This window comes from Pseudomonas sp. LBUM1669 (assembly GCF_059695705.1).
Map to the genome: position 1 here is coordinate 2734130 of NZ_CP166784.1, position 18804 is coordinate 2752933.

Sequence of the window (18804 nt, forward strand, 5' to 3'; positions counted from 1 at the left end):
GGATGCAACCATGAAGCAATCATCTGCCGAGATCATCCGCGAATACGGACCCTTTCCGGGCGTCGACACCGTGCATGGCGTTTCTTATGACGGTCAGCACGTCTGGTTCGCCTCTGGAGAAAAACTCAACGCCCTCGACCCGGCAAGCGGTAAGACACCTCGTTCCATCGATGTCGCCGCGCATGCGGGAACGGCCTTTGACGGCCAGCACCTGTTCCAGATCGCCGAGGATCGCATTCAGAAGATCGATCCTTTGAATGGCCGTGTACTCGGCACCATTCCTGCGCCCGGCGGCGGTGGCGACTCAGGGCTCGCCTGGGCTGAAGGAACGCTTTGGGTGGGCCAGTATCGCGAACGCAAGATCCATCAAATCGACCCTGACACCGGCAAGATTCTTCGCACAATCGAATCCAACCGCTTCGTCACCGGCGTGACCTGGGTTGACGGCGCGCTGTGGCACGGCACTTGGGAAGGTGAGGAAGGTGAATTGCGGCGGGTAGATCCGAACACCGGGGAGGTGCTGGAAAGTGTCACGCTGCCAGCCGGTGTCGGCGTATCGGGGCTTGAATCCGATGGCGCGGACCGGTTTTTCTGTGGCGGAGGCAATAGCGGGAAAGTGAGGGCCGTTCGTCGGCCCGCCTCATCCTAAAACGTGAACTGACGCGAAGACCGGGGTGCGCTCTGGGCCAGTTCGATCTCCAGCAGGTGTTCAACCAATATGTCATTGAGAAACCGGAACTGATCGTTGAGCCCGACCACTTCGTTATTGAAGTGGTTCGCGGCTGCCGGTATCAGCAACGCCTCGAAGTTTTTGTCGAACACCAGTGACAGCTCTTTGCGAGAGACGAATGCCTGCGAATAGAAGTTGTTGCCGAACACCGGGAAGCTTACGGAAAGGCTGATGGCGTGGATCATGATCTGCGCTCCTCGGCGAGGACGATGTAGGAAAAAACAGTCAGCGTTACGCCCGTCAGGGCCAGGCAGGTCAGTAGATGGATCAACATGATTTTCCCCTCCTGTGTGAAGTTTTGCCTTGGGATGGGGTGATCCTGCGCTTGGCGGTTTTTTAGCGGAAGGCAATCGTCGCGATGGTGAGTATCGACGCCGTTGATGGTGATCTTCAGGGCTCCATCGCGAGCAGGCTCGCTCCCACAATGTTGAGTTCACCGCGATCCACTGTAGGCGCGAGCCTGCTAGCGATGAGGCCCTTGAAAACACCCCCAATCCCAAGCGAACAATTACCGCCGCCTATACTCAAATAAATACGCTTTTGAACACCGGACATACCGTCCGGGGAACTCTGTAGGAACCGCGATCTTGAACCTGCGTTCGCTGATCGTCGCCGTGATGGTGGTGTTGGCGGGTTGCGCCACGCCCGTGCGTGCCCCGGTGGTGGCGCCGATCGTGGTGGTGTCCGAGAGCACCTGGCGCCAGGTGGACCAGGAGATTGTCGCCGCGTCGCAGTCCGCCACCGAACAGACCAAAATCTACGCTCGCGGCGCCATGGATTACTGGCGCACGCGGGTCTATCAACTGACCGAAGAGAACTTCATTCCCTGGTTCAGCAGTTACTGGACCCAGGAATGGCTATCGGTGAAGGTCAGCTGGTACAGCCTCAGCGCCAAGGGCGAGCAGGATGCCTCGGCCAAGCGCCTGGCGGCCTACCTGCTGGAGCAATATCAGGAGCGCGTGCTGGCGCCGGTCGCAGTAGAGATCGATCCCGACGCAATCCTCGGCCTGGCAACAGCCTTCTACGTGGACATTATTCAGGAAGAATTGCAGCGAATCTCCCAGCGCCACGGCGTGCCGATGGCCCAGCTCAATGGCCGCATCCAGAAAATCCCCGCGATTGCACTGGGACCGCCGCCTGCGCGCGATGCTTCGTTGTATCAGGTCGTGCACACCCAACCGCTGAATACGTTGCCGGCGTACGCGGCGTTGATCGAGAAAATCCACAAGGCAGGCGGCGACAAGGGCGTTGATTCGACCGATACGGCGATGGCACCGGTGGCCAAGCGCGCCAGCCAGCGGATGGAGGCCGAGATGGCCCCGCGAGGGGCGGCCAGTGCGGTGGCCGCGGTAGCCGGTAAACTGGCCGGCGCCCTGATTTCGGTAGGGGTAGCAGGCGTTCGGGCGATCATTCAGGCCAACGACCGGCCGGACAGCGAAGCGTTGATTCGCAGCAGCCTGGGCAACACGTTCGACAAGGCCTGGATGAAACTGGTGCAGAACCCGACCACCGGTGTTATGGCGGGGACGCTGTACATGGCGGCGCAGATCGAGGGCAACCTGGCGGGGAGCGCCGACGTGCCGTCGGTCAGTTCGGGCGGCGGCGCTGTCGATTGGAGCCCGATGGAAACGACTACCCAGCAGACCGTTCCATAACCGAAGGAGAAACACCATGTCCTACGTTGATGGCTTCCTCGCTGCCGTCCCCACCGTCAATCGCGAAAAATTCAAGAAACACGCCGAAACCGCTGCGGTTATTTTCAAGGAATGCGGCGCGCTCAGCGTCACCGAATGCTGGGGTGACGATGTGCCGGACGGCAAAGTAACGTCGTTTCCCATGGCGGTGAAACTCAAGGAAGACGAAACCGTGGTGTTCAGCTGGATTATCTGGCCGGACAAGGCCACCCGTAATGCGGGCATGGACAAAATGATGAACGATCCGCGGATGCAGCCGGACGTCAATCCGATGCCCTTCGATGGCCAGCGCCTGGTCTTTGGTGGTTTTGAAATGATCGTGAAGGCCTGATCCCGACGAAAGGATCACTCCGGCGTCGGGGTGATCCTGCAACTTTTGCGGTTGCGGATCTCGCTGTCCGTCGGCCGCTCCCTGACGAATTCGAAGCGCGGCTCACCCTCGCTATAGTGAACCAGCCAGCCCCATTCCAGCTCGGACTCATCCTGCCCCGGTTTCGGTGGCATTGCCCACCATGGCTCTTTGCTGATGATCTGTCGCATGGCCCCCTCCCGTTGATTCGGTTGGTTCAACTATAACGTGCATGTCAGGAGCTGCCAGGCATGACTGACGAATCCCGTGAACCGTTCAAGCGGCTGTTTTTCGCACTCAACTGCCCGCCGGCGCAACGCAAGGTCATTGCCCAGTGGCGCAGCGCCCTTGAGCTGCGCAGCGGGCGTCCGGTGCCAGCGGAAAATTTTCACCTGACGTTGTTGTTTTTGGGGGCTGTGGCGGTGGCGCAGATTGGCGAGATCTGCACGGCGGCCGGAAAGGTTCGCATACCGGGTACTCCGCTGAGGTTGGCGCTGGATCGAATGGAGGTCTGGCGCAGGGCAGGGGTGCTGGTCCTGGCGCCGGAGCAGGCACCGCCGCAGTTGTTGCGGCTGGTGTATGCGCTGGAGCAGGCGATGTTGCCGTTTGGCGTTGAGGAGGCGCCGAAGGCGTTTCGGCCGCACCTGACGTTGATGCGTGATTATCGAATGCCGGTGCCTGAGTCTGCGACGCCGCCCGAATTTTTCCTGCGGGCTGATCGCTTTGTCCTGTTTGAGTCCCACAAAGGACTGTATCGAGCGCTGGCCGAATGGCCGCTCGTCCCCGCATAAAAAAAAGGCGCCCGAGGAGGGCGCCTAAATTCACCTTAACCGAGGAAGCCAGGTGAGGCCGTTCGTCAGAGAGGAGTGCAGCGGTGGTAAGGCGCTGCGTGAACGGAAATCGAGAGATCACCCCATATTTTGGGTCAATGCTGTGTCCCTGTAGGAGCGAGGCTTGCCCGCGAAGAGGCCGTCACATTCAACATTGTTGGTGACTGGAACACCGCTTTCGCGGGCAAGCCTCGCTCCTACAGGCGCGCGCGCAATTATTTCCCGAGTTTCACCCGCGTCCAGCCCCGGGTCATGACGCGCTGAACGCCGATCGGCATATCCGGGATCGCATACAGAGTCGCCATCACCGCTTGCGGCGGATACGACCCGGGATCATCCCGGATCGCCTCATCCACCAACGACGTGGCCGCCGCATTGGCGTTGCTGTAGCCGATGTTGTTGGTGATCTCTGCGATGATGTCCGGGCGCATCAGGAAGTTCATGAACAGGTAGGCGTTTTCCACGTTCGCCGCGTCCTTCGGGATCGCGACCATGTCATAGAAGCTGCCGGCCCCTTCTTTCGGAATGCTGTAATCGATCTTCACTTTATCGCCCGCTTCCTGGGCACGCGCCTTGGCTTGCAGCACGTCGCCGGAGTAACCGACCGCGACGCAGATGTTGCCGTTAGCCAGGTCGGAGATGTATTTCGACGAATGGAAATACGCCACCGACGGCCGAATCTTCATGAACAGTGCTTCGGCTTCGGCGATCTGAGCCTTGTCCTGCGAGTTCACCGGGTAACCCAGGTAGTGCAGGGCCGCCGGGATCATCTCGGTAGGCGAGTCGAGGAAGCTGATGCCGCAAGCTTTCAGCTTTTCCGCATTTTCCGGTTTGAACAGCAAGTCCCAGGAATTGGTCGGTGCATTGGCGCCGAGCACTTCCTTGACCTTGGCCGGGTTGAAGCCAATGCCGATCGAGCCCCACATGTACGGGAACGCGTGGCCGTTGTCCGGGTCGCTGGCGGAAGCGTTTTTCAGCAGCACAGGATTGAGGTTTTTCCAGTTCGAAAGCTTCGACTTGTCCAGTTCCTGATAGACCCCGGCCTTGATCTGCTTGGCCAGGAAACTGTTGGACGGCACCACGATGTCGTAGCCGGATTTTCCGGCGAGCAGGCGGGCTTCGAGGGTTTCATTGCTGTCGAACACATCGTAGGTCACGCGGATGCCGGTCTCGTCTTCGAACTTCTTGACCGTGTCCGGGGCGATGTAATCCGACCAGTTATAGACGCGCAGAACCTTGTCATTGGCCTGGGCAACGGTGGCAATCGCGCCCAATAAGGACAGTGTCAGCAGAGTCCTGCCAAACATTTTCATCGGTACAACTCCATTCTCTTTTTATTCAAAAACACACAGCAAACATGCAGTGAACATAAAACCAGTGCAGCAAATACAAAACCTATGGAGTACACGCAAAACCTGTGGCGAGGGAGCTTGCTCCCGCTTGAGTGCGCAGCACTCACAAATTGGCAGGGTTGCCAGAAATCTTGGGGCCGCTTCGCAGCCCAGCGCGAGCAAGCTCGCTCGCCACAGGATGAAGTTCAGTTACCTCATCAACAACGGCATTACGCCGTGGCTTCCACCATTCGCTTTTCAGGTTGCTGCCACGATTCGCTCGCGGTCTGGTCCATCGCTTCCTGGATCGCACGTTTGCGGGAGGCTTCGGCGCGGCGGCTGAAGTACCAGACCATGAAGGTCACGATCGATACGGCCAACAAAATCAGACTGGCCACGGCGTTAATCTCAGGCTTCACCCCCAGACGCACCGCCGAAAACACTTCCATCGGCAACGTCGTCGAACCCGGTCCGGACACGAAGCTCGCCAGCACCAGGTCATCCAGCGACAGGGCAAACGACATCATGCCGCCGGCCGCCAGTGACGGCGCGATCATCGGAATGGTGATCAGGAAAAACACCTTGAACGGCTTCGCCCCAAGGTCCATCGCCGCTTCTTCGATGGACAAATCCAGCTCACGCAAACGCGCCGAGACCACCACCGCGACATACGCCGCACAGAACGTGGTGTGGGCGATCCAGATGGTGACGATGCCGCGCTCCATCGGCCAGCCGATCAACTGCGCCATCGCCACGAACAGCAGCAACAGCGACAGACCGGTGATGACTTCCGGCATCACCAACGGCGCGGTTACCAGACCGCCAAACAAGGTGCGACCCTTGAAGCGCGTCACGCGAGTCAGCACGAATGCCGCCAACGTTCCCAACGCCACCGCCGCAATCGCCGTGTAGCAGGCGATTTCCAGCGAGCGCCCCACCGAGCCCATCAGTTGCGTGTTGTCGAGCAGGCCGGCGTACCACTTGAACGACCAGCCACCCCAGACAGTGACCAGTTTGGAAGCGTTGAACGAGTAGATCACCAGAATCAACATCGGCAGGTAGATAAACGACAGGCCGAAAATCAGCATGAACTTTGAAAATCCGAAACGTTTCATCCCCGTGCCTCCATCTCTTTGGCCTGGCTGCGGTTGAACAGCAGAATCGGCACAATCAGGATCAACAGCATCACTACCGCCAGGGCAGATGCCACTGGCCAGTCGCGGTTATTGAAGAACTCTTGCCACAGCACGCGACCGATCATCAGTGTCTCAGGGCCGCCCAACAGCTCCGGAATCACGAACTCACCGACCACCGGAATGAACACCAGCATGCAGCCGGCAATGATGCCGTTCTTGGCCAGCGGCACGGTGATTTTCCAGAAGTTGTTGAAGTTGCTTGAGCCCAGGTCAGACGCCGCTTCCAACAGGCTTTGATCGTGCTTGACCAGGTTGGCGTACAGCGGCAGCACCATGAACGGCAAGTAGGCGTAAACCACACCGATATAAACAGCCGTGTTGGTGTTGAGGATCTCGATCGGGTGATCCGTCAGCCCGGTCCACATCAAAAAACCGTTGAGCAAACCGTTGTTGCTGAGGATGCCCATCCACGCGTAGACGCGGATCAGGATCGCGGTCCAGGTCGGCATCATGATCAGCAACAGCAAAACGTTTTGCGTTTCCTTGCTGGCCTTGGTGATGGCGTAGGCCATCGGAAAACCGATCACCAGGCACATCAACGTACTTAAAAACGCGACCTTCAACGAACCGAAGTAGGCCGAGATGTACAGCTCATCCTGAGTCAGCAGCGAGTAGTTGCCGATGTTCAGCAGCAGCTGGAATTTCTGCTCGGCGAAGGTGTAGATCTCGGAGTAAGGAGGAATGGCCAGCGCCGCTTCCGAGAAGCTGATCTTCATCACCAGGAAGAACGGCAACAGGAAAAACAGGCACAGCCACAGGAAAGGAATCCCGATGACGAGCTTTCGACCACTCGGCATCAGCCGCATGAACTGCTGATTGAGTGTTTTCATGAGCGCAGTACCACGCCGCTGTCGTCTTCCCACCACACGTAGACTTGGTCGTCCCAGGTCGGTCGCGCGCCACGGCGTTCGGCGTTGGCCATGAACGATTGCACGACTTTGCCGCCAGGCAACTCCACGTAGAACACCGAGTGACCGCCGAGGTAGGCGATGTCATGCACCTTGCCTTGGGACCAGTTGTAGCGAGTGTCCGGCTTGAGGGTGCTGACCAGCATTTTTTCCGGGCGGATCGCGTAGGTGATCGACTTGTCCTGCACCGAGGTGCTGACGCCGTGACCGACGTAAATCTTCTGTTCCAGGTCTGGGCTGTGAATGATCGCGTGACCTTCAAGATCTTCCACCACCGTGCCTTCGAAGGCGTTCACGTTGCCGATGAACTCGCAGACCATGCGGCTGACCGGTGCTTCATAAATGTCGACCGGGCTGCCGATCTGCGCGATCCAGCCCAGGTGCATGATCGCGATGCGCTCGGCCATGGTCATGGCCTCTTCCTGGTCGTGGGTCACCATCACGCAGGTCACGCCGACCCGCTCGATGATTTCCACCAGCTCGAGTTGCATCTGCGAACGCAGCTTTTTATCCAGTGCGCCCATCGGTTCATCGAGCAACAACAGCTTCGGACGTTTGGCCAGGGAGCGGGCGAGGGCCACGCGCTGACGCTGGCCACCGGACAATTGATGGGGTTTGCGTTTGGCGTACTGGGTCATGTGCACCAGGCGCAGCATCTCTTCAACGCGGGCGTCGATTTCGCTGGCGGGCAAACGGTCCTGCTTGAGGCCGAAGGCAATGTTCTGCGCCACTGTCATGTGCGGGAACAAGGCGTATGACTGGAACATCATGTTGATCGGCCGTTCATACGGCGGCATGTCGGTGATGTCGACACCGTCGAGGAAAATCCGGCCATCGGTCGGGCGCTCGAAACCTGCGAGCATGCGCAGCAGGGTCGATTTGCCGGAGCCGGAACCACCGAGCAGGGCGAAGATTTCACCTTGATGGATCTCAAGCGAGACATCATCCACTGCGGTGGTTTCGTCGAACTTCTTGGTGACGCGGTCGACTTTCACCAGCACCTTTTTTGGTGCCTGGTGACCTTCAAGAGCCTTCCTGTAGATGCTGGAGGCGTTTGCCATGTGAAACTCCCAACAGGTTTCAGTCGTCGGGCCAACGCGGCCTGACTTAATAGTTGATTGCAAGCCCGGATAGTTTCAGTCGAAGCGCGAACCCTGTAAGAGCGAGGCTTGCCCGCGAAGACGGAGTGTCAGTCGACATCATCGTTACCTGATACACCGCCTTCGCGGGCAAGCCTCGCTCCTACAAGGATTGCGCTCGCCTGATCCATACCGCTCGGGCTTATTCGGCGCCGCCGTCCTGGCTGCCTGGTGGTACTTGTTGTTATCGCAGTGTGTTGTTGTCGCAAGTCACGGGCGCGCAAAGACACGCCCGCCTGACTCGCGGGGGCAGTAAACGGGTTTTGACTCAGCGGGTTTTACGCAACGCGGCCCGTCGCCGGCACGCATCACCGAACGCTTGGAAAATGCTCAAGTAGGGCGGGTTCGACAGGACCTGCCATTCCGGGTGCCATTGCACACCGACGGCAAACGCCTGGCTGTGCTTCACCGAAATCGCCTCGATCAAACCGTCCGGCGCAATCGCTTCGGCGCGCAGGCCTGGCGCGAGGCGGTCGATGCCCTGGCTGTGAATCGAATTGACCATGAACTCGGTCGGCAACTCCAGCGCTTCGAACACGCTACCCGGTTGCACCGTCACCGCATGCGCCGGGGCGTATTGCACCGCCAGCTCGGGGCTGTCCGCTTCCCGGTGATCGAGCATGCCCGGCAGTTCGTGCACCTTCTGGTGCAGGCTGCCGCCGAACGCCACGTTCATTTCCTGAAAACCGCGGCAGATGCCGAGCACCGGCACGCCCGCCGCAATGGCTGCACGCAATAAAGGAAGGGTGGTGGCGTCCCGCGCCGGATCGTGATCCGTGCCGGGGGCACTGGCCGGGCCTTGATAGTGGAAGGGTTCCACATTCGAGGGAGAGCCGGTCAGCAGCAGACCGTCGAGATGCGCGAGCACATCCTCGATTTCAGTCAATTCGCCTAGGGATGGAATGATCACAGGCAGCCCCAAAGCCGCAACGCAGACAGCACGCAAATACTTGTCGCCGCTGATGTGGTAGGGGTGCAGGCCAATCTGTTTGACGCACGCTGTAACGCCGATCAATGGCTTGAATGCCATTTTTATCACCTCGAAGTTTCACACTTGAACGAGCTTTTCCGGAGCTTAGCCTTGTTGATTTTAATTAACAACTCTCATGTAAAAAATTCTAAACGCCGATCGTCCGATCCTGAGGGTTTACACGGCGCTCAAGACCGTTCTGGCACTCAAGCCCCCCAAAAAGGCCAGAAAATATAGGTGGAAAGGCCAGGTGTTCGCTATTGACTTCACTTTGCCGTTCGGGTTGACTGGGCTCGCAACAAGGTAGTGAACATAATAATTAACAGCTAATAGGTGCATCATGTCGGTCCCTCTGCGTACCGTTCAACTCAACGAAGCAAACGCATTCCTTAAGAAATATCCTGAGGTTTTGTACGTCGACCTTCTGATTGCGGATATGAACGGTGTGGTGCGCGGCAAGCGCATCGAACGCACCAGTCTTCATAAGGTTTACGAAAAAGGCATCAACCTGCCGGCGTCTCTGTTTGCTCTGGACATCAACGGCTCCACGGTGGAAAGCACCGGCCTGGGTCTGGACATCGGCGACTCTGACCGGATCTGCTTTCCCATCCCTGGCACTCTGAGCATTGAGCCGTGGCAAAAGCGTCCAACCGCGCAGTTGCTGATGACCATGCACGAACTCGAAGGCGAGGCGTTCTTCGCTGACCCGCGTGAAGTGCTGGCCAATGTGGTGCGCAAGTTCGACGAACTTGGCCTGACCATTTGCGCGGCATTCGAACTCGAGTTTTATCTGATCGACCAGGACAACGTGAACGGTCGTCCGCAGTCGCCGCGTTCGCCGGTCTCGGGCAAGCGTCCGGTGTCGACCCAGGTGTACTTGATCGACGACCTGGACGAATACGTCGATTGCCTGCAAGACATCCTCGAAGGCGCGAAAGAGCAGGGCATTCCTGCCGACGCCATCGTCAAGGAAAGCGCCCCGGCGCAGTTCGAAGTGAACCTGCATCACGTCAACGACCCGATCAAGGCCTGCGACTACGCGGTGTTGCTCAAGCGTCTGGTGAAGAACATCGCCTACGACCACGAGATGGACACCACGTTTATGGCCAAGCCGTATCCGGGCCAGGCGGGTAACGGTTTGCACGTGCACATTTCGATTCTCGACAAAGAAGGCAACAACATCTTTGCCAGCGAGGATCCCGAGCAGAACGCCGCGCTGCGACACGCAATCGGCGGTGTGCTCGAGACCCTGCCGGCGCAGATGGCCTTCCTGTGCCCGAACGTCAACTCGTATCGCCGTTTCGGCGCGCAGTTCTACGTACCGAACTCGCCGAGCTGGGGCATCGACAACCGTACCGTGGCGGTGCGTGTGCCGACCGGTTCCGCGGATTCGGTACGCATCGAACACCGCGTCGCCGGCGCCGATGCCAACCCGTATCTGTTGATGGCTTCTGTACTGGCTGGCATTCACCACGGCCTGACCAACCAGATCGAGCCGGGCGCACCGGTGGAAGGCAACAGCTACGAGCAGAACGAGCAGAGCCTGCCGAACAACTTGCGCGATGCACTGCGCGAGCTGGACGACAGCGAAGTCATGGCCAAATACATCGACCCGCTGTACATCGACGTGTTCGTGGCGTGCAAGGAAAGCGAGCTGGCCGAGTTCGAGAACTCCATCTCGGACCTTGAGTACAACTGGTACTTGCACACCGTTTAACGGGCTGACACTAAACCTGTGGCGAGGGAGCTTGCTCCCGCTGGACTGCGCAGCAGTCCCCTTCTTTTTTAGGTAGAAAGAGGGGTCGCTTCGCGACCCAGCGGGAGCAAGCTCCCTCGCCACAGGTTGCTCATCGCTCATGCCAGCAGTTAACACGATCAACTATTCCTCTGCGTCGAGTCACAACCATGACAAACACTCGCAGCGACTGGGAGCAACGCTTCCAGTCCCTCACTATCGAAGGCCGCGCATTCATCGACGGCCAGTACTGCTCGGCACTCAGCGGCGCCACCTTTGAGTGCATGAGCCCGGTCGATGGCCGTTTCCTGGCCAACGTCGCCAGCACCGATGAAGCCGACGCCAATGCCGCCGTCGCCGTCGCGCGCCGCTCCTTCGAGTCCGGTATCTGGACCAACCTTGCCCCGGCCGAGCGCAAGCGCATCCTGATTCGCTTCGCCGACCTGATCCTGGCCAACCAGGAAGAGCTCGCCCTGCTCGAAACCCTCGACATGGGCAAACCAATCAACGATTCGATGAACATCGACATCCCGGCGACCGCCAACGCGATCCGCTGGAGCGCCGAAGCCATCGACAAGATCTACGATGAAGTCGCCGCCACGCCGCACGACCAACTCGGTCTCATCACCCGCGAACCTGCGGGTGTCGTCGCCGCCATCGTGCCGTGGAACTTCCCGTTGATCATGGCCAGCTGGAAGTTCGCCCCGGCACTCGCGGCGGGCAACTCGTTCATCCTCAAGCCATCGGAAAAATCGCCACTGACCGCGATTCGCATCGCCCAACTAGCGCTTGACGCCGGCATCCCGAAAGGCGTGTTCAACGTCCTGCCGGGTTACGGTCACACCGTCGGCAAGGCGTTGGCGTTGCACATGGACGTCGATGTGCTGGCTTTCACCGGCTCGACCGCGATTGCCAAGCAATTGCTGATCTATGCCGGGCAAAGCAACATGAAACGCGTCTGGCTCGAAGCCGGCGGAAAAAGTCCAAACGTGGTGTTTGCCGACGCGCCAGATTTGCGCGCGGCAGCACAAGCAGCGGCCGGCGCGATTGCCTTCAACCAGGGCGAAGTCTGCACTGCCGGTTCGCGATTGCTGGTGGAGCGTTCGATCCGCGAGCAGTTCATTCCGCTGCTGGTGGAAGCCCTTCAAGCCTGGAAACCGGGGCACGCGCTGGACCCGGAAACCACCGTCGGCGCAGTCGTCGACCAGCGTCAACTGGATAACGTGTTGCGCTATATCCAGGTCGGCAAAGACCAGGGCGCGCAACTGATCGCTGGCGGCAGCCGCACCCTTGAAAGCACCGGCGGCCTGTATGTGGAACCGGCAATTTTCGACGGCGTGACCAACGCCATGACTATCGCCCGCGAAGAAATTTTCGGCCCGGTGCTGTCGCTGATCACCTTCGACACCGCTGAAGAAGCCTTGGCCATCGCCAACGACAGCATCTTCGGTCTGGCCGCCGGTGTGTGGACCAGCAACCTGAGCAAGGCCCACACCTTCGCTCGTGGCCTGCGCGCCGGCAGCGTCTGGGTCAACCAGTACGACGGCGGCGACATGACCGCGCCGTTCGGCGGGTACAAACAGTCGGGTAACGGTCGGGACAAATCGCTGCACGCGTTCGACAAATACACCGAACTCAAAGCGACCTGGATCAAGCTCTAATACCTATAAAAAAAGCGACGGTCGCCGGCACGCTGCCGGTGGCCATCGGAGAAATCTATGAAACAAACGCACGTAAACAGCTACTACGCCGCTACCCGCAACTTCACCGGCGACTTCCCCGTCCTGGAACAAGCAGTGGACTGCGACGTCTGCATCATTGGCGCCGGCTACACCGGTCTGTCCTCGGCCCTGTTCCTCTGCGAAGCGGGCTACAGCGTGACCGTACTCGAAGCCGCCAAAGTCGGTTTCGGTGCCAGCGGTCGCAATGGCGGCCAACTGGTCAACTCCTACAGCCGCGACGTCGATGTCATCGAAGAGCGCTACGGCGACAAGACCGCTGAAGTCCTCGGCAGCATGATCTTCGAAGGCGCCGACATCATCCGTCAGCGCATACAGCACTACGACATCCAGTGCGACTACAAGCCGGGTGGCATCTTCGCCGCGCTGAACAAAAAGCAGCTCAAAGGCCTGGCCGAACAGAAAAACAGCTGGGAGCGTTACGGCAACAAAAACCTGACCATGCTCGACGCGGCGGACATCAAGCGCGAAGTCGGTTGCGACAACTACGTCGGCGGCCTGCTCGACATGCAGGGCGGTCACATCCACCCGCTGAACCTGGCCCTCGGCGAAGCCTCGGCCATCATCGGCCTGGGCGGTAAGATCTACGAACAATCGGCAGCGGTGGAAATCACCTACGGCGAACCGATCACCGTGCGCACCGCCAAAGGCGTTGTGCGCGCCAAGTACCTGCTGATCGCCGGCAACGCCTACCTGCCGCAAGACCTCGATAACCGCGTCACGCGCAAAAGCATGCCGTGCGGCTCGCAAATCGTCGTCACTGAACCGTTGTCGGAAAAGGTTGCGCGCAGCCTGATCAAAAACAACTACTGCGTCGAAGACTGCAACTACTTGCTCGACTACTACCGCCTCACCGCCGACAACCGCCTGCTGTACGGCGGCGGCGTGGTCTACGGCGCCCGCGAACCGGACGACATCGAGCAACTGATCAAGCCGAAAATCCTCAAGACCTTCCCGCAACTCAAGGACGTGAAGATCGACTACCGCTGGACCGGCAACTTCCTGCTGACCATGTCGCGCATGCCGCAATTTGGCCGCATCGAGAAAAACGCCTACTACATGCAAGGCTACAGCGGACACGGCGTCACCTGTTCGCACCTGGCCGGCAAACTGATCTCGGAAATGATCCGCGGCGACGCCGAACGCTTCGACGCGTTCGCCTCGCTCCCGCACATGCCGATGCTCGGTGGCCGTACCTTCCAGGCGCCACTCACCGCCATGGGCGCCGCGTACTACGCACTGCGTGATCGGTTCGGTATCTAAGCCCAACGCAATCCCTGTAGGAGCCAAGCTTGCTGGCGAAGACGGCGGCAAAGTCAACATCGACGTCGCCAGACACACCGCCATCGCGAGCAGGCTCACTCCTACAGGAGATCTATGACGTGCACAAAATGTGCATACGCCCCGGCCAAAACTGTAGGAGTGAGCCTGCTCGCGATGACGCCAAATCAGCCACCATCATCGCCACCTGACACCCCCAAAACCTACATCGCCAAACGTTCTGGCATGAGCAACTTCAGCTTTTTCACTAACCAGTTATCGAACCTGCTGAGCAACACCAACAAACGTGATTTAATACCCGCCTTTCACATTTCCGGGACAGGGAAGCGGTACTTTCGCGGCCAAAAGTCGCCCGCCATCCACCCCCATAACCCTTAAGTATTTCTCGCATAAGGCTGTCATGGACACGGGCTCACGACTCAAATTAGTACGCGAAAGCTACAAAATGTCCCAGCGCGAGCTGGCCCGGCGTAGCGGCGTCACCAATGCCACCATCTCCCTGATCGAACAGAATCGCGTCAGTCCCTCCGTCAGCTCCCTCAAAAAACTGCTCGAAGGCATACCGATGTCTTTGGCGGACTTCTTCACCTTCGACCAACCGCCGCGCGAGCATCAATACGTGTTTCGGGCTAATGAACAGCCGGATCTTGGCCGTCATGGGCTGCGATTGCTGCTGATTGGCGCGCCCGTGCCGAGCCGGCAGATGCGCTTTTTGCGCGAGCAGTACGCGCCGGGGGCGAGTTCGGGGGAAGAGCCGATTGTGCATTCGGAAGGGGAGGAGTGTGGGTTGGTTACGCGGGGGACGGTTGAGTTGACGGTTGATGGGCAGATCAGTGTGCTGAATGCTGGCGACGGGTATTACTTTCCGACGACGCTGCCTCACAAGTTTCGCAATATTGGCCAGGATGAAGCGGAAATCATCAGCGCCAACACCCCGGCTAACTTCTGATCAGCTAACAACCTCATAGCCTCCCCCATAATGGATTATGTGTTTATGGACGCTCGAACGTTTCGCTACTACCTCTGGGCATGGCCAATGGTCTTCGCCTGTTCAGCTTTTTACACTCTGATAGTGATGCTGGGCCTGAAGGAGTTGACCACTCTGGAAGACGCATATTTCAACGCTGTAGGGCTTTTCACTTACGGGATCTTCTGTTTTTTCGGCTTGCGTTACTACGCTCCGATGATGCGAAAAATTGAGTTCGATGAAACGTTGGATGGCAAATACACAAGCGTGCGAGCCTCGATAATCGGCGTCGTCACCTGCGCTTCAATTGGGACCATTCTGTCTATCCCTCAAATAGATAAAATCCAATTCTTGAGTGATTTGCCTCGTTGGCTTGCCGTTGGCTCGCTGTTTATTGCCTTCGCTGCTGCCGTCTTTGTCTTTAGTCACTATGTGTGGAAGCCAGGTCGCCGGCGTTAGGTGATGTTGCTTTCGGGCAAACCCCAGAATGTTAATGAGGTAAAAGGGGTCGCCTTTATTTTCCCCCTCAAAATTGACAAGCCGGATCATCCAAAACACTATCGACCCATGACCTACATCCCCCGCATGAACATGATGTGCACTTCCATGACCGCTTTTGGCGGGCCGTGAGGTCATGCGTTCACAGGATTTGACGTAGTTACCCAAGGCCCCGCCAGAGATGGACGGGGCTTTTTAGTTCTCCGCCCACCGATGGCTCAAGGAGATTGAAATGCTAGAGATCAGACGCGCCCAGCCAAGCGATGCCCAAACCGCATTCGATATCCGCCTTCAAGCGATACGGCACCAATGCATCGGCGCCTATACCGCAGAACAGATGCTTGCCTGGACGGCAGGCGCGGCCAAGGACGGTTACAGCGACCTGATGGACAAACACTTTTACCTGGGCTGTATTCAGGGTGAGCCGGTGGCGACTGGAATGCTTGATCTGGGGAACAGCGAAATCGGCGCGATCTTTGTGCTGCCGGGTTTCATGCAACAAGGCATCGGCTTGAAGATGCTCAGCCATCTGGAATGCCTGGCGCGGGAGTTGGGCCTGAAGGCGGTCAATCTGGACGCTACGTTGAACGCAGCTGATTTTTACCGCCGCTGCGGTTTTGTGGGTGACGAATCTGCTATTTACCATTCGCCTTCAGGGCTCCAGTTGGCGTGTGTGCCAATGGTGAAGGGGCTTTTGCCTTGACTGGGAAGGCGGGCAGGGGTGACAACAGGTCATGAAAAATCCGCTGTAATGCGGGTGGAAAAGGTGTTTTGGTGCGAAGGATGTCGCTGCGCTGATAGAGAAGACAATCCTCTCGCCAACTCGACAGGCCTGAACAAAATAAAAAACCCGCAACTCAGTGCGGGTTTTTTTACGGCTCAACTTTGATCACTGACTCTTGGGTGCATCAAACCCACGCTGCTCAATCACCCGAAACACATCGCTCACATCCTGGACCATGATCCGGGCGATGTTGGTGACGGTGTTTATGTCGTGTTCGGCGTAGTCGGGGAGGCTGGTACAGGCCATGAGGTTGAGGTATTTGAGGACCGCGTTGAGGCGTTCGCTGAGGCAGTTGTGGAGTTCGCGCAGCGGGGCGTCATAGTCGATGAGCAGGACGGGATAGTCGGTGGCGAGTTGGGACATGGGGGTGAAGCGGCGGGGCGTGTTGTTTGTGGACATAAGGATGAGCTCTTCAAGGAATTATGAGGCGCCACCTTTCTGCTGCGAAACAAAGGGGTGGCAGCTATGTGCGGGTTCGCAGACCGGAGAAGAGATCGAAGCCGGCAGACCCGAAGGTCTCCCACACACAGCCGCCATAAAACGTAACGGCGGCAAAGTTTGCCACAGTTGTTTTTAGCGGTGTGATCACTTCTGCAGGGCTGCGAAACCCAATCGCTAACTTTGGTCAGCGACGGGTCGAATATAGGCGTCGATTTGGGTGCCTGCAAACGGGGTTGTAGGACGGAAAATCGGATTTGCGGGGGCTGTCGGGGAGCAGCATCCGGTGGAGTAACTGACGTGAATCCAGAGGTTGTTTAGTGTCAGGTAGACCTTGCGTGCCGGATTTGCGGCTGCTGCGCAACCGAACGCAGGCTTCGCCAGCGGCTACGGGATGTGGGCATGTTTAAAATTTTGGCGGGGTTGGGGGCGGTTTCGCCGCCCTGCGGGAGCAAGCTCCCTCGCCACAGTGGGTGGTTTCCTACACGATTTTCGGATATGAAATATCAAAAGATTGCCAAAGCCCGCAAAAGCGGGCCTTGGTTTTTGCGTGTCAGGTCTTACGCCTGACGGGCGGCTAATGCCGAGTAGCTGTTCATCAGGTTGCGATAGTTCGGGATGCGCTGGGACAGCAAGTTACCCAAGCCTTCGATGTCGTTGCGCCAGTCGCCCTGCAACTCGCAGGCGACCGAGAACCAGTTCATCATTTGCGCACCGGCTTGCGTCATGCGGTTCCACGCAGCCTGTTGCACGGTGGTGTTGAAGGTGCCGGAAGAATCCGTGACCACGAATACTTCAAACCCTTCAGCCAGGGCCGACAGCGTCGGGAAGGTCACGCACACGTCGGTCACGACACCGGCAATGATCAGCTGTTTGCGGCCGGTCGCCTTGATCGCCTTGACGAAGTCTTCGTTGTCCCAGGCGTTGATCTGACCAGGACGGGCAATGTAGGGCGCGTCTGGAAACATTTCCTTGAGCTCCGGGACCAGCGGACCATTGGGACCTTGTTCGAAACTGGTGGTCAGGATGGTCGGCAGTTCGAAGAATTTGGCGACGTCAGCCAGGGCCAGCACATTGTTTTTGAACTCGTTCGGCGAGAAGTCTTGCACCAGCGAGATCAGACCGGTCTGGTGGTCGATCATCAGGACTACGGCGTCGTCTTTGTTCAGGCGGTTGTAAGTGGCTTTGCTCATGATGAAATCCTTTCTCGGGAGGGGTAAGTGGCTTCGTTCAACATGGGCTCAGATTAATGATCTGCAGGAAGGGGAAAAAGAGGGTGAAAACGGTTTGACTGTCAACTCGGATGGGACAATCGAGGCCCCGCCCGGGCGAAAGCGGACATTCACCGCAGCCCCATTCAGGCAAACGCATCCTCGATAAAGGCCTCCAACGCCTTGTCTTCCAATATCTCGATGGAGAAGTGCCCGAAGCGCTTGGGCAGCCAGATGATGCGGGTTCCGGACGGAGATTGCAGGTTCGCGCGGGCGAGTGGTTTTCCATTCTCGTCTTCTGGCTGAACACCTGCGGCTATCAATTCGTCATAGGCCTTCTCGATGTCCGGTGTGGAGTAGCAGTGGCGGTAAATCATGCCTTCGCCCGCGCAATCCAGAAGCGCCTTCAGGTTCCCCGCCAGCGGTTGAACCAGCATGAATCGCTCCTGACCGATCAACGCAATCGCGTAGCGCACGTGTAGGCCACCGCGTTCCCAGACAAGGGTTTTAGAGATCCTGGCTTGCAGTATCTGTGCGTAGTAAGTACAGGCTTCTTCGAGGTTCTTGACCAGTACATCCACGTGACTGAACTTCAGCTCCATTGCGTTCCTCCTGTTGAACCGGTGTCCATGGTAACGACCGCTGCCTCAGCATTAGAAGAATTTTCGTGTGGCTGTTTCGTGGACGAACAGTTGAACCATGAGCTGTCCAACGGATCAGGATAATCAGCAGTTCTTTTTTCCATAAGAGGATCCCACCATGCATGAATGGACCCTGGATTACCTTTTCAACGGCGAACCCCGCACACACCTGTTCGAACTGGAGCAGCCTCAGTTACCCGTCCATGAGGCAGCGATGCACTTGCTCCAGCTGCATTATGGGGACGGTGAGAACAGCCTGATCATGCCCACCGCGGACGCGACGCCGGCGCAGATTCTGGAGCAGGCTGGGTGGGTGGGACTGACACAGATTACGGTCGTGAATCAACCCGGTTGATGCCAGGT

The 18804-nt window shown here is 58.2% G+C and carries 21 protein-coding genes; 11 read left to right on the top strand and 10 right to left on the bottom strand.

Features of this window, described 5'->3' with window-relative positions; genetic code table 11:
* The first annotated feature begins 10 nt into the window (after positions 1-10).
* Positions 11-649 (top strand): Vgb family protein, encoded by a 639-nt coding sequence (locus ACA051_RS12745; RefSeq protein ID WP_497310120.1) that lies wholly within the window; start codon positions 11-13, stop codon positions 647-649.
* Here the strand turns inward: ACA051_RS12745 and ACA051_RS12750 are convergent.
* A complete protein-coding gene (locus ACA051_RS12750) occupies positions 646-915 on the bottom strand; it encodes a hypothetical protein (RefSeq protein ID WP_497310121.1) in 270 nt (89 codons plus the stop codon). The two genes, ACA051_RS12745 and ACA051_RS12750, sit on opposite strands and share 4 nt — an antisense overlap.
* A 402-nt stretch (positions 916-1317) precedes the next feature.
* On the opposite strand from ACA051_RS12750, the gene ACA051_RS12755 reads away from it, so the two are divergent.
* Positions 1318-2385, top strand: a complete 1068-nt coding sequence (locus tag ACA051_RS12755) for a hypothetical protein (RefSeq protein WP_497310122.1) — start codon at positions 1318-1320, stop codon at positions 2383-2385.
* A 16-nt stretch (positions 2386-2401) separates the two neighbouring features.
* Complete coding sequence (locus ACA051_RS12760) at positions 2402-2755, top strand: DUF1428 domain-containing protein (protein WP_497310123.1); 354 nt, start codon at positions 2402-2404, stop codon at positions 2753-2755.
* Positions 2756-2769: 14 nt separating this feature from the next.
* On the opposite strand, the gene ACA051_RS12765 is transcribed toward ACA051_RS12760, so the two are convergent.
* Positions 2770-2964, bottom strand: a complete 195-nt coding sequence (locus tag ACA051_RS12765; RefSeq protein WP_497310124.1) for a hypothetical protein — start codon at positions 2962-2964, stop codon at positions 2770-2772.
* A 60-nt stretch (positions 2965-3024) separates the two neighbouring features.
* Here ACA051_RS12765 and thpR point away from each other — a divergent pair, with 60 nt between their 5' ends.
* Positions 3025-3564, top strand: coding sequence for an RNA 2',3'-cyclic phosphodiesterase (gene thpR / locus ACA051_RS12770; protein ID WP_497375056.1), 540 nt, complete (start codon positions 3025-3027; stop codon positions 3562-3564).
* A gap of 254 nt (positions 3565-3818) precedes the next feature.
* Here thpR and ACA051_RS12775 read toward each other — a convergent pair whose 3' ends face one another.
* The 5 genes from ACA051_RS12775 to ACA051_RS12795 all read right to left on the bottom strand — a co-directional run bounded on the left by ACA051_RS12775 (position 3819) and on the right by ACA051_RS12795 (position 9207).
* Complete coding sequence (locus tag ACA051_RS12775; protein WP_497310126.1) at positions 3819-4916, bottom strand: polyamine ABC transporter substrate-binding protein; 1098 nt, start codon at positions 4914-4916, stop codon at positions 3819-3821.
* Positions 4917-5164: 248 nt separating this feature from the next.
* Positions 5165-6049 carry an ABC transporter permease subunit gene (locus ACA051_RS12780; RefSeq protein WP_497310127.1) on the bottom strand — a complete coding sequence of 295 codons (885 nt, stop codon included), beginning with the start codon at positions 6047-6049 and terminating at the stop codon, positions 5165-5167.
* Positions 6046-6927 carry an ABC transporter permease subunit gene (locus ACA051_RS12785; protein WP_497310579.1) on the bottom strand — a complete coding sequence of 294 codons (882 nt, stop codon included), beginning with the start codon at positions 6925-6927 and terminating at the stop codon, positions 6046-6048. The genes ACA051_RS12780 and ACA051_RS12785 overlap by 4 nt, the downstream gene beginning before the upstream one ends.
* A gap of 29 nt (positions 6928-6956) precedes the next feature.
* The gene (gene potA / locus ACA051_RS12790) at positions 6957-8099 is read right to left on the bottom strand and encodes a polyamine ABC transporter ATP-binding protein (protein ID WP_497375058.1); all 1143 of its coding nucleotides are present in this window, start codon (positions 8097-8099) and stop codon (positions 6957-6959) included.
* Between the two features lie 346 nt (positions 8100-8445).
* The gene (locus ACA051_RS12795) at positions 8446-9207 is read right to left on the bottom strand and encodes a gamma-glutamyl-gamma-aminobutyrate hydrolase family protein (RefSeq protein WP_497375060.1); all 762 of its coding nucleotides are present in this window, start codon (positions 9205-9207) and stop codon (positions 8446-8448) included.
* 280 nt (positions 9208-9487) lie between these two features.
* On the opposite strand from ACA051_RS12795, the gene ACA051_RS12800 reads away from it, so the two are divergent.
* The 6 genes from ACA051_RS12800 to ACA051_RS12825 all read left to right on the top strand — a co-directional run bounded on the left by ACA051_RS12800 (position 9488) and on the right by ACA051_RS12825 (position 16070).
* The gene (locus tag ACA051_RS12800; protein WP_497310130.1) at positions 9488-10864 is read left to right on the top strand and encodes a glutamine synthetase family protein; all 1377 of its coding nucleotides are present in this window, start codon (positions 9488-9490) and stop codon (positions 10862-10864) included.
* A 188-nt stretch (positions 10865-11052) separates the two neighbouring features.
* Entirely contained in the window at positions 11053-12543 is a 1491-nt protein-coding gene (locus ACA051_RS12805; RefSeq protein WP_497375062.1) for an aldehyde dehydrogenase, read from the top strand.
* A 57-nt stretch (positions 12544-12600) separates the two neighbouring features.
* Positions 12601-13884 carry an NAD(P)/FAD-dependent oxidoreductase gene (locus ACA051_RS12810; RefSeq protein WP_497310132.1) on the top strand — a complete coding sequence of 428 codons (1284 nt, stop codon included), beginning with the start codon at positions 12601-12603 and terminating at the stop codon, positions 13882-13884.
* 418 nt (positions 13885-14302) lie between these two features.
* The gene (locus ACA051_RS12815; RefSeq protein ID WP_497375064.1) at positions 14303-14851 is read left to right on the top strand and encodes a cupin domain-containing protein; all 549 of its coding nucleotides are present in this window, start codon (positions 14303-14305) and stop codon (positions 14849-14851) included.
* 45 nt (positions 14852-14896) lie between these two features.
* Entirely contained in the window at positions 14897-15328 is a 432-nt protein-coding gene (locus ACA051_RS12820; protein ID WP_497375066.1) for a hypothetical protein, read from the top strand.
* A gap of 271 nt (positions 15329-15599) precedes the next feature.
* Positions 15600-16070 (top strand): GNAT family N-acetyltransferase, encoded by a 471-nt coding sequence (locus ACA051_RS12825; protein ID WP_497375068.1) that lies wholly within the window; start codon positions 15600-15602, stop codon positions 16068-16070.
* A gap of 186 nt (positions 16071-16256) precedes the next feature.
* On the opposite strand, the gene ACA051_RS12830 is transcribed toward ACA051_RS12825, so the two are convergent.
* From ACA051_RS12830 to ACA051_RS12840, 3 genes are all read right to left on the bottom strand, one after another.
* Positions 16257-16550 carry a fructose-bisphosphate aldolase gene (locus ACA051_RS12830; protein ID WP_311096037.1) on the bottom strand — a complete coding sequence of 98 codons (294 nt, stop codon included), beginning with the start codon at positions 16548-16550 and terminating at the stop codon, positions 16257-16259.
* Between the two features lie 599 nt (positions 16551-17149).
* The gene (gene ycaC, locus ACA051_RS12835) at positions 17150-17782 is read right to left on the bottom strand and encodes an isochorismate family cysteine hydrolase YcaC (RefSeq protein WP_219094879.1); all 633 of its coding nucleotides are present in this window, start codon (positions 17780-17782) and stop codon (positions 17150-17152) included.
* A gap of 164 nt (positions 17783-17946) precedes the next feature.
* Positions 17947-18402: a VOC family protein gene (locus ACA051_RS12840; protein ID WP_497310142.1), complete on the bottom strand. Its 456-nt coding sequence runs from the start codon at positions 18400-18402 to the stop codon at positions 17947-17949.
* A 157-nt stretch (positions 18403-18559) separates the two neighbouring features.
* Between ACA051_RS12840 and ACA051_RS12845 the strand changes: the two genes are divergently transcribed.
* Complete coding sequence (locus ACA051_RS12845; RefSeq protein ID WP_497310143.1) at positions 18560-18796, top strand: hypothetical protein; 237 nt, start codon at positions 18560-18562, stop codon at positions 18794-18796.
* The last annotated feature ends 8 nt before the right edge of the window (positions 18797-18804 follow it).

Coding starts and splice junctions, on each gene's coding strand:
- ACA051_RS12745 (WP_497310120.1), top strand. CDS start 11: ATGAAGCAATCATCTGCCGAGATCATCCGCGAATACGGACCCTTTCCG.
- ACA051_RS12750 (WP_497310121.1), bottom strand. CDS start 915: ATGATCCACGCCATCAGCCTTTCCGTAAGCTTCCCGGTGTTCGGCAAC.
- ACA051_RS12760 (WP_497310123.1), top strand. CDS start 2,402: ATGTCCTACGTTGATGGCTTCCTCGCTGCCGTCCCCACCGTCAATCGC.
- ACA051_RS12765 (WP_497310124.1), bottom strand. CDS start 2,964: ATGCGACAGATCATCAGCAAAGAGCCATGGTGGGCAATGCCACCGAAA.
- thpR (WP_497375056.1), top strand. CDS start 3,025: ATGACTGACGAATCCCGTGAACCGTTCAAGCGGCTGTTTTTCGCACTC.
- ACA051_RS12775 (WP_497310126.1), bottom strand. CDS start 4,916: ATGAAAATGTTTGGCAGGACTCTGCTGACACTGTCCTTATTGGGCGCG.
- ACA051_RS12780 (WP_497310127.1), bottom strand. CDS start 6,049: ATGAAACGTTTCGGATTTTCAAAGTTCATGCTGATTTTCGGCCTGTCG.
- ACA051_RS12785 (WP_497310579.1), bottom strand. CDS start 6,927: ATGCCGAGTGGTCGAAAGCTCGTCATCGGGATTCCTTTCCTGTGGCTG.
- potA (WP_497375058.1), bottom strand. CDS start 8,099: ATGGCAAACGCCTCCAGCATCTACAGGAAGGCTCTTGAAGGTCACCAG.
- ACA051_RS12795 (WP_497375060.1), bottom strand. CDS start 9,207: ATGGCATTCAAGCCATTGATCGGCGTTACAGCGTGCGTCAAACAGATT.
- ACA051_RS12800 (WP_497310130.1), top strand. CDS start 9,488: ATGTCGGTCCCTCTGCGTACCGTTCAACTCAACGAAGCAAACGCATTC.
- ACA051_RS12805 (WP_497375062.1), top strand. CDS start 11,053: ATGACAAACACTCGCAGCGACTGGGAGCAACGCTTCCAGTCCCTCACT.
- ACA051_RS12810 (WP_497310132.1), top strand. CDS start 12,601: ATGAAACAAACGCACGTAAACAGCTACTACGCCGCTACCCGCAACTTC.
- ACA051_RS12815 (WP_497375064.1), top strand. CDS start 14,303: ATGGACACGGGCTCACGACTCAAATTAGTACGCGAAAGCTACAAAATG.
- ACA051_RS12820 (WP_497375066.1), top strand. CDS start 14,897: ATGGACGCTCGAACGTTTCGCTACTACCTCTGGGCATGGCCAATGGTC.
- ACA051_RS12825 (WP_497375068.1), top strand. CDS start 15,600: ATGCTAGAGATCAGACGCGCCCAGCCAAGCGATGCCCAAACCGCATTC.
- ACA051_RS12830 (WP_311096037.1), bottom strand. CDS start 16,550: ATGTCCACAAACAACACGCCCCGCCGCTTCACCCCCATGTCCCAACTC.
- ycaC (WP_219094879.1), bottom strand. CDS start 17,782: ATGAGCAAAGCCACTTACAACCGCCTGAACAAAGACGACGCCGTAGTC.
- ACA051_RS12840 (WP_497310142.1), bottom strand. CDS start 18,402: ATGGAGCTGAAGTTCAGTCACGTGGATGTACTGGTCAAGAACCTCGAA.
- ACA051_RS12845 (WP_497310143.1), top strand. CDS start 18,560: ATGCATGAATGGACCCTGGATTACCTTTTCAACGGCGAACCCCGCACA.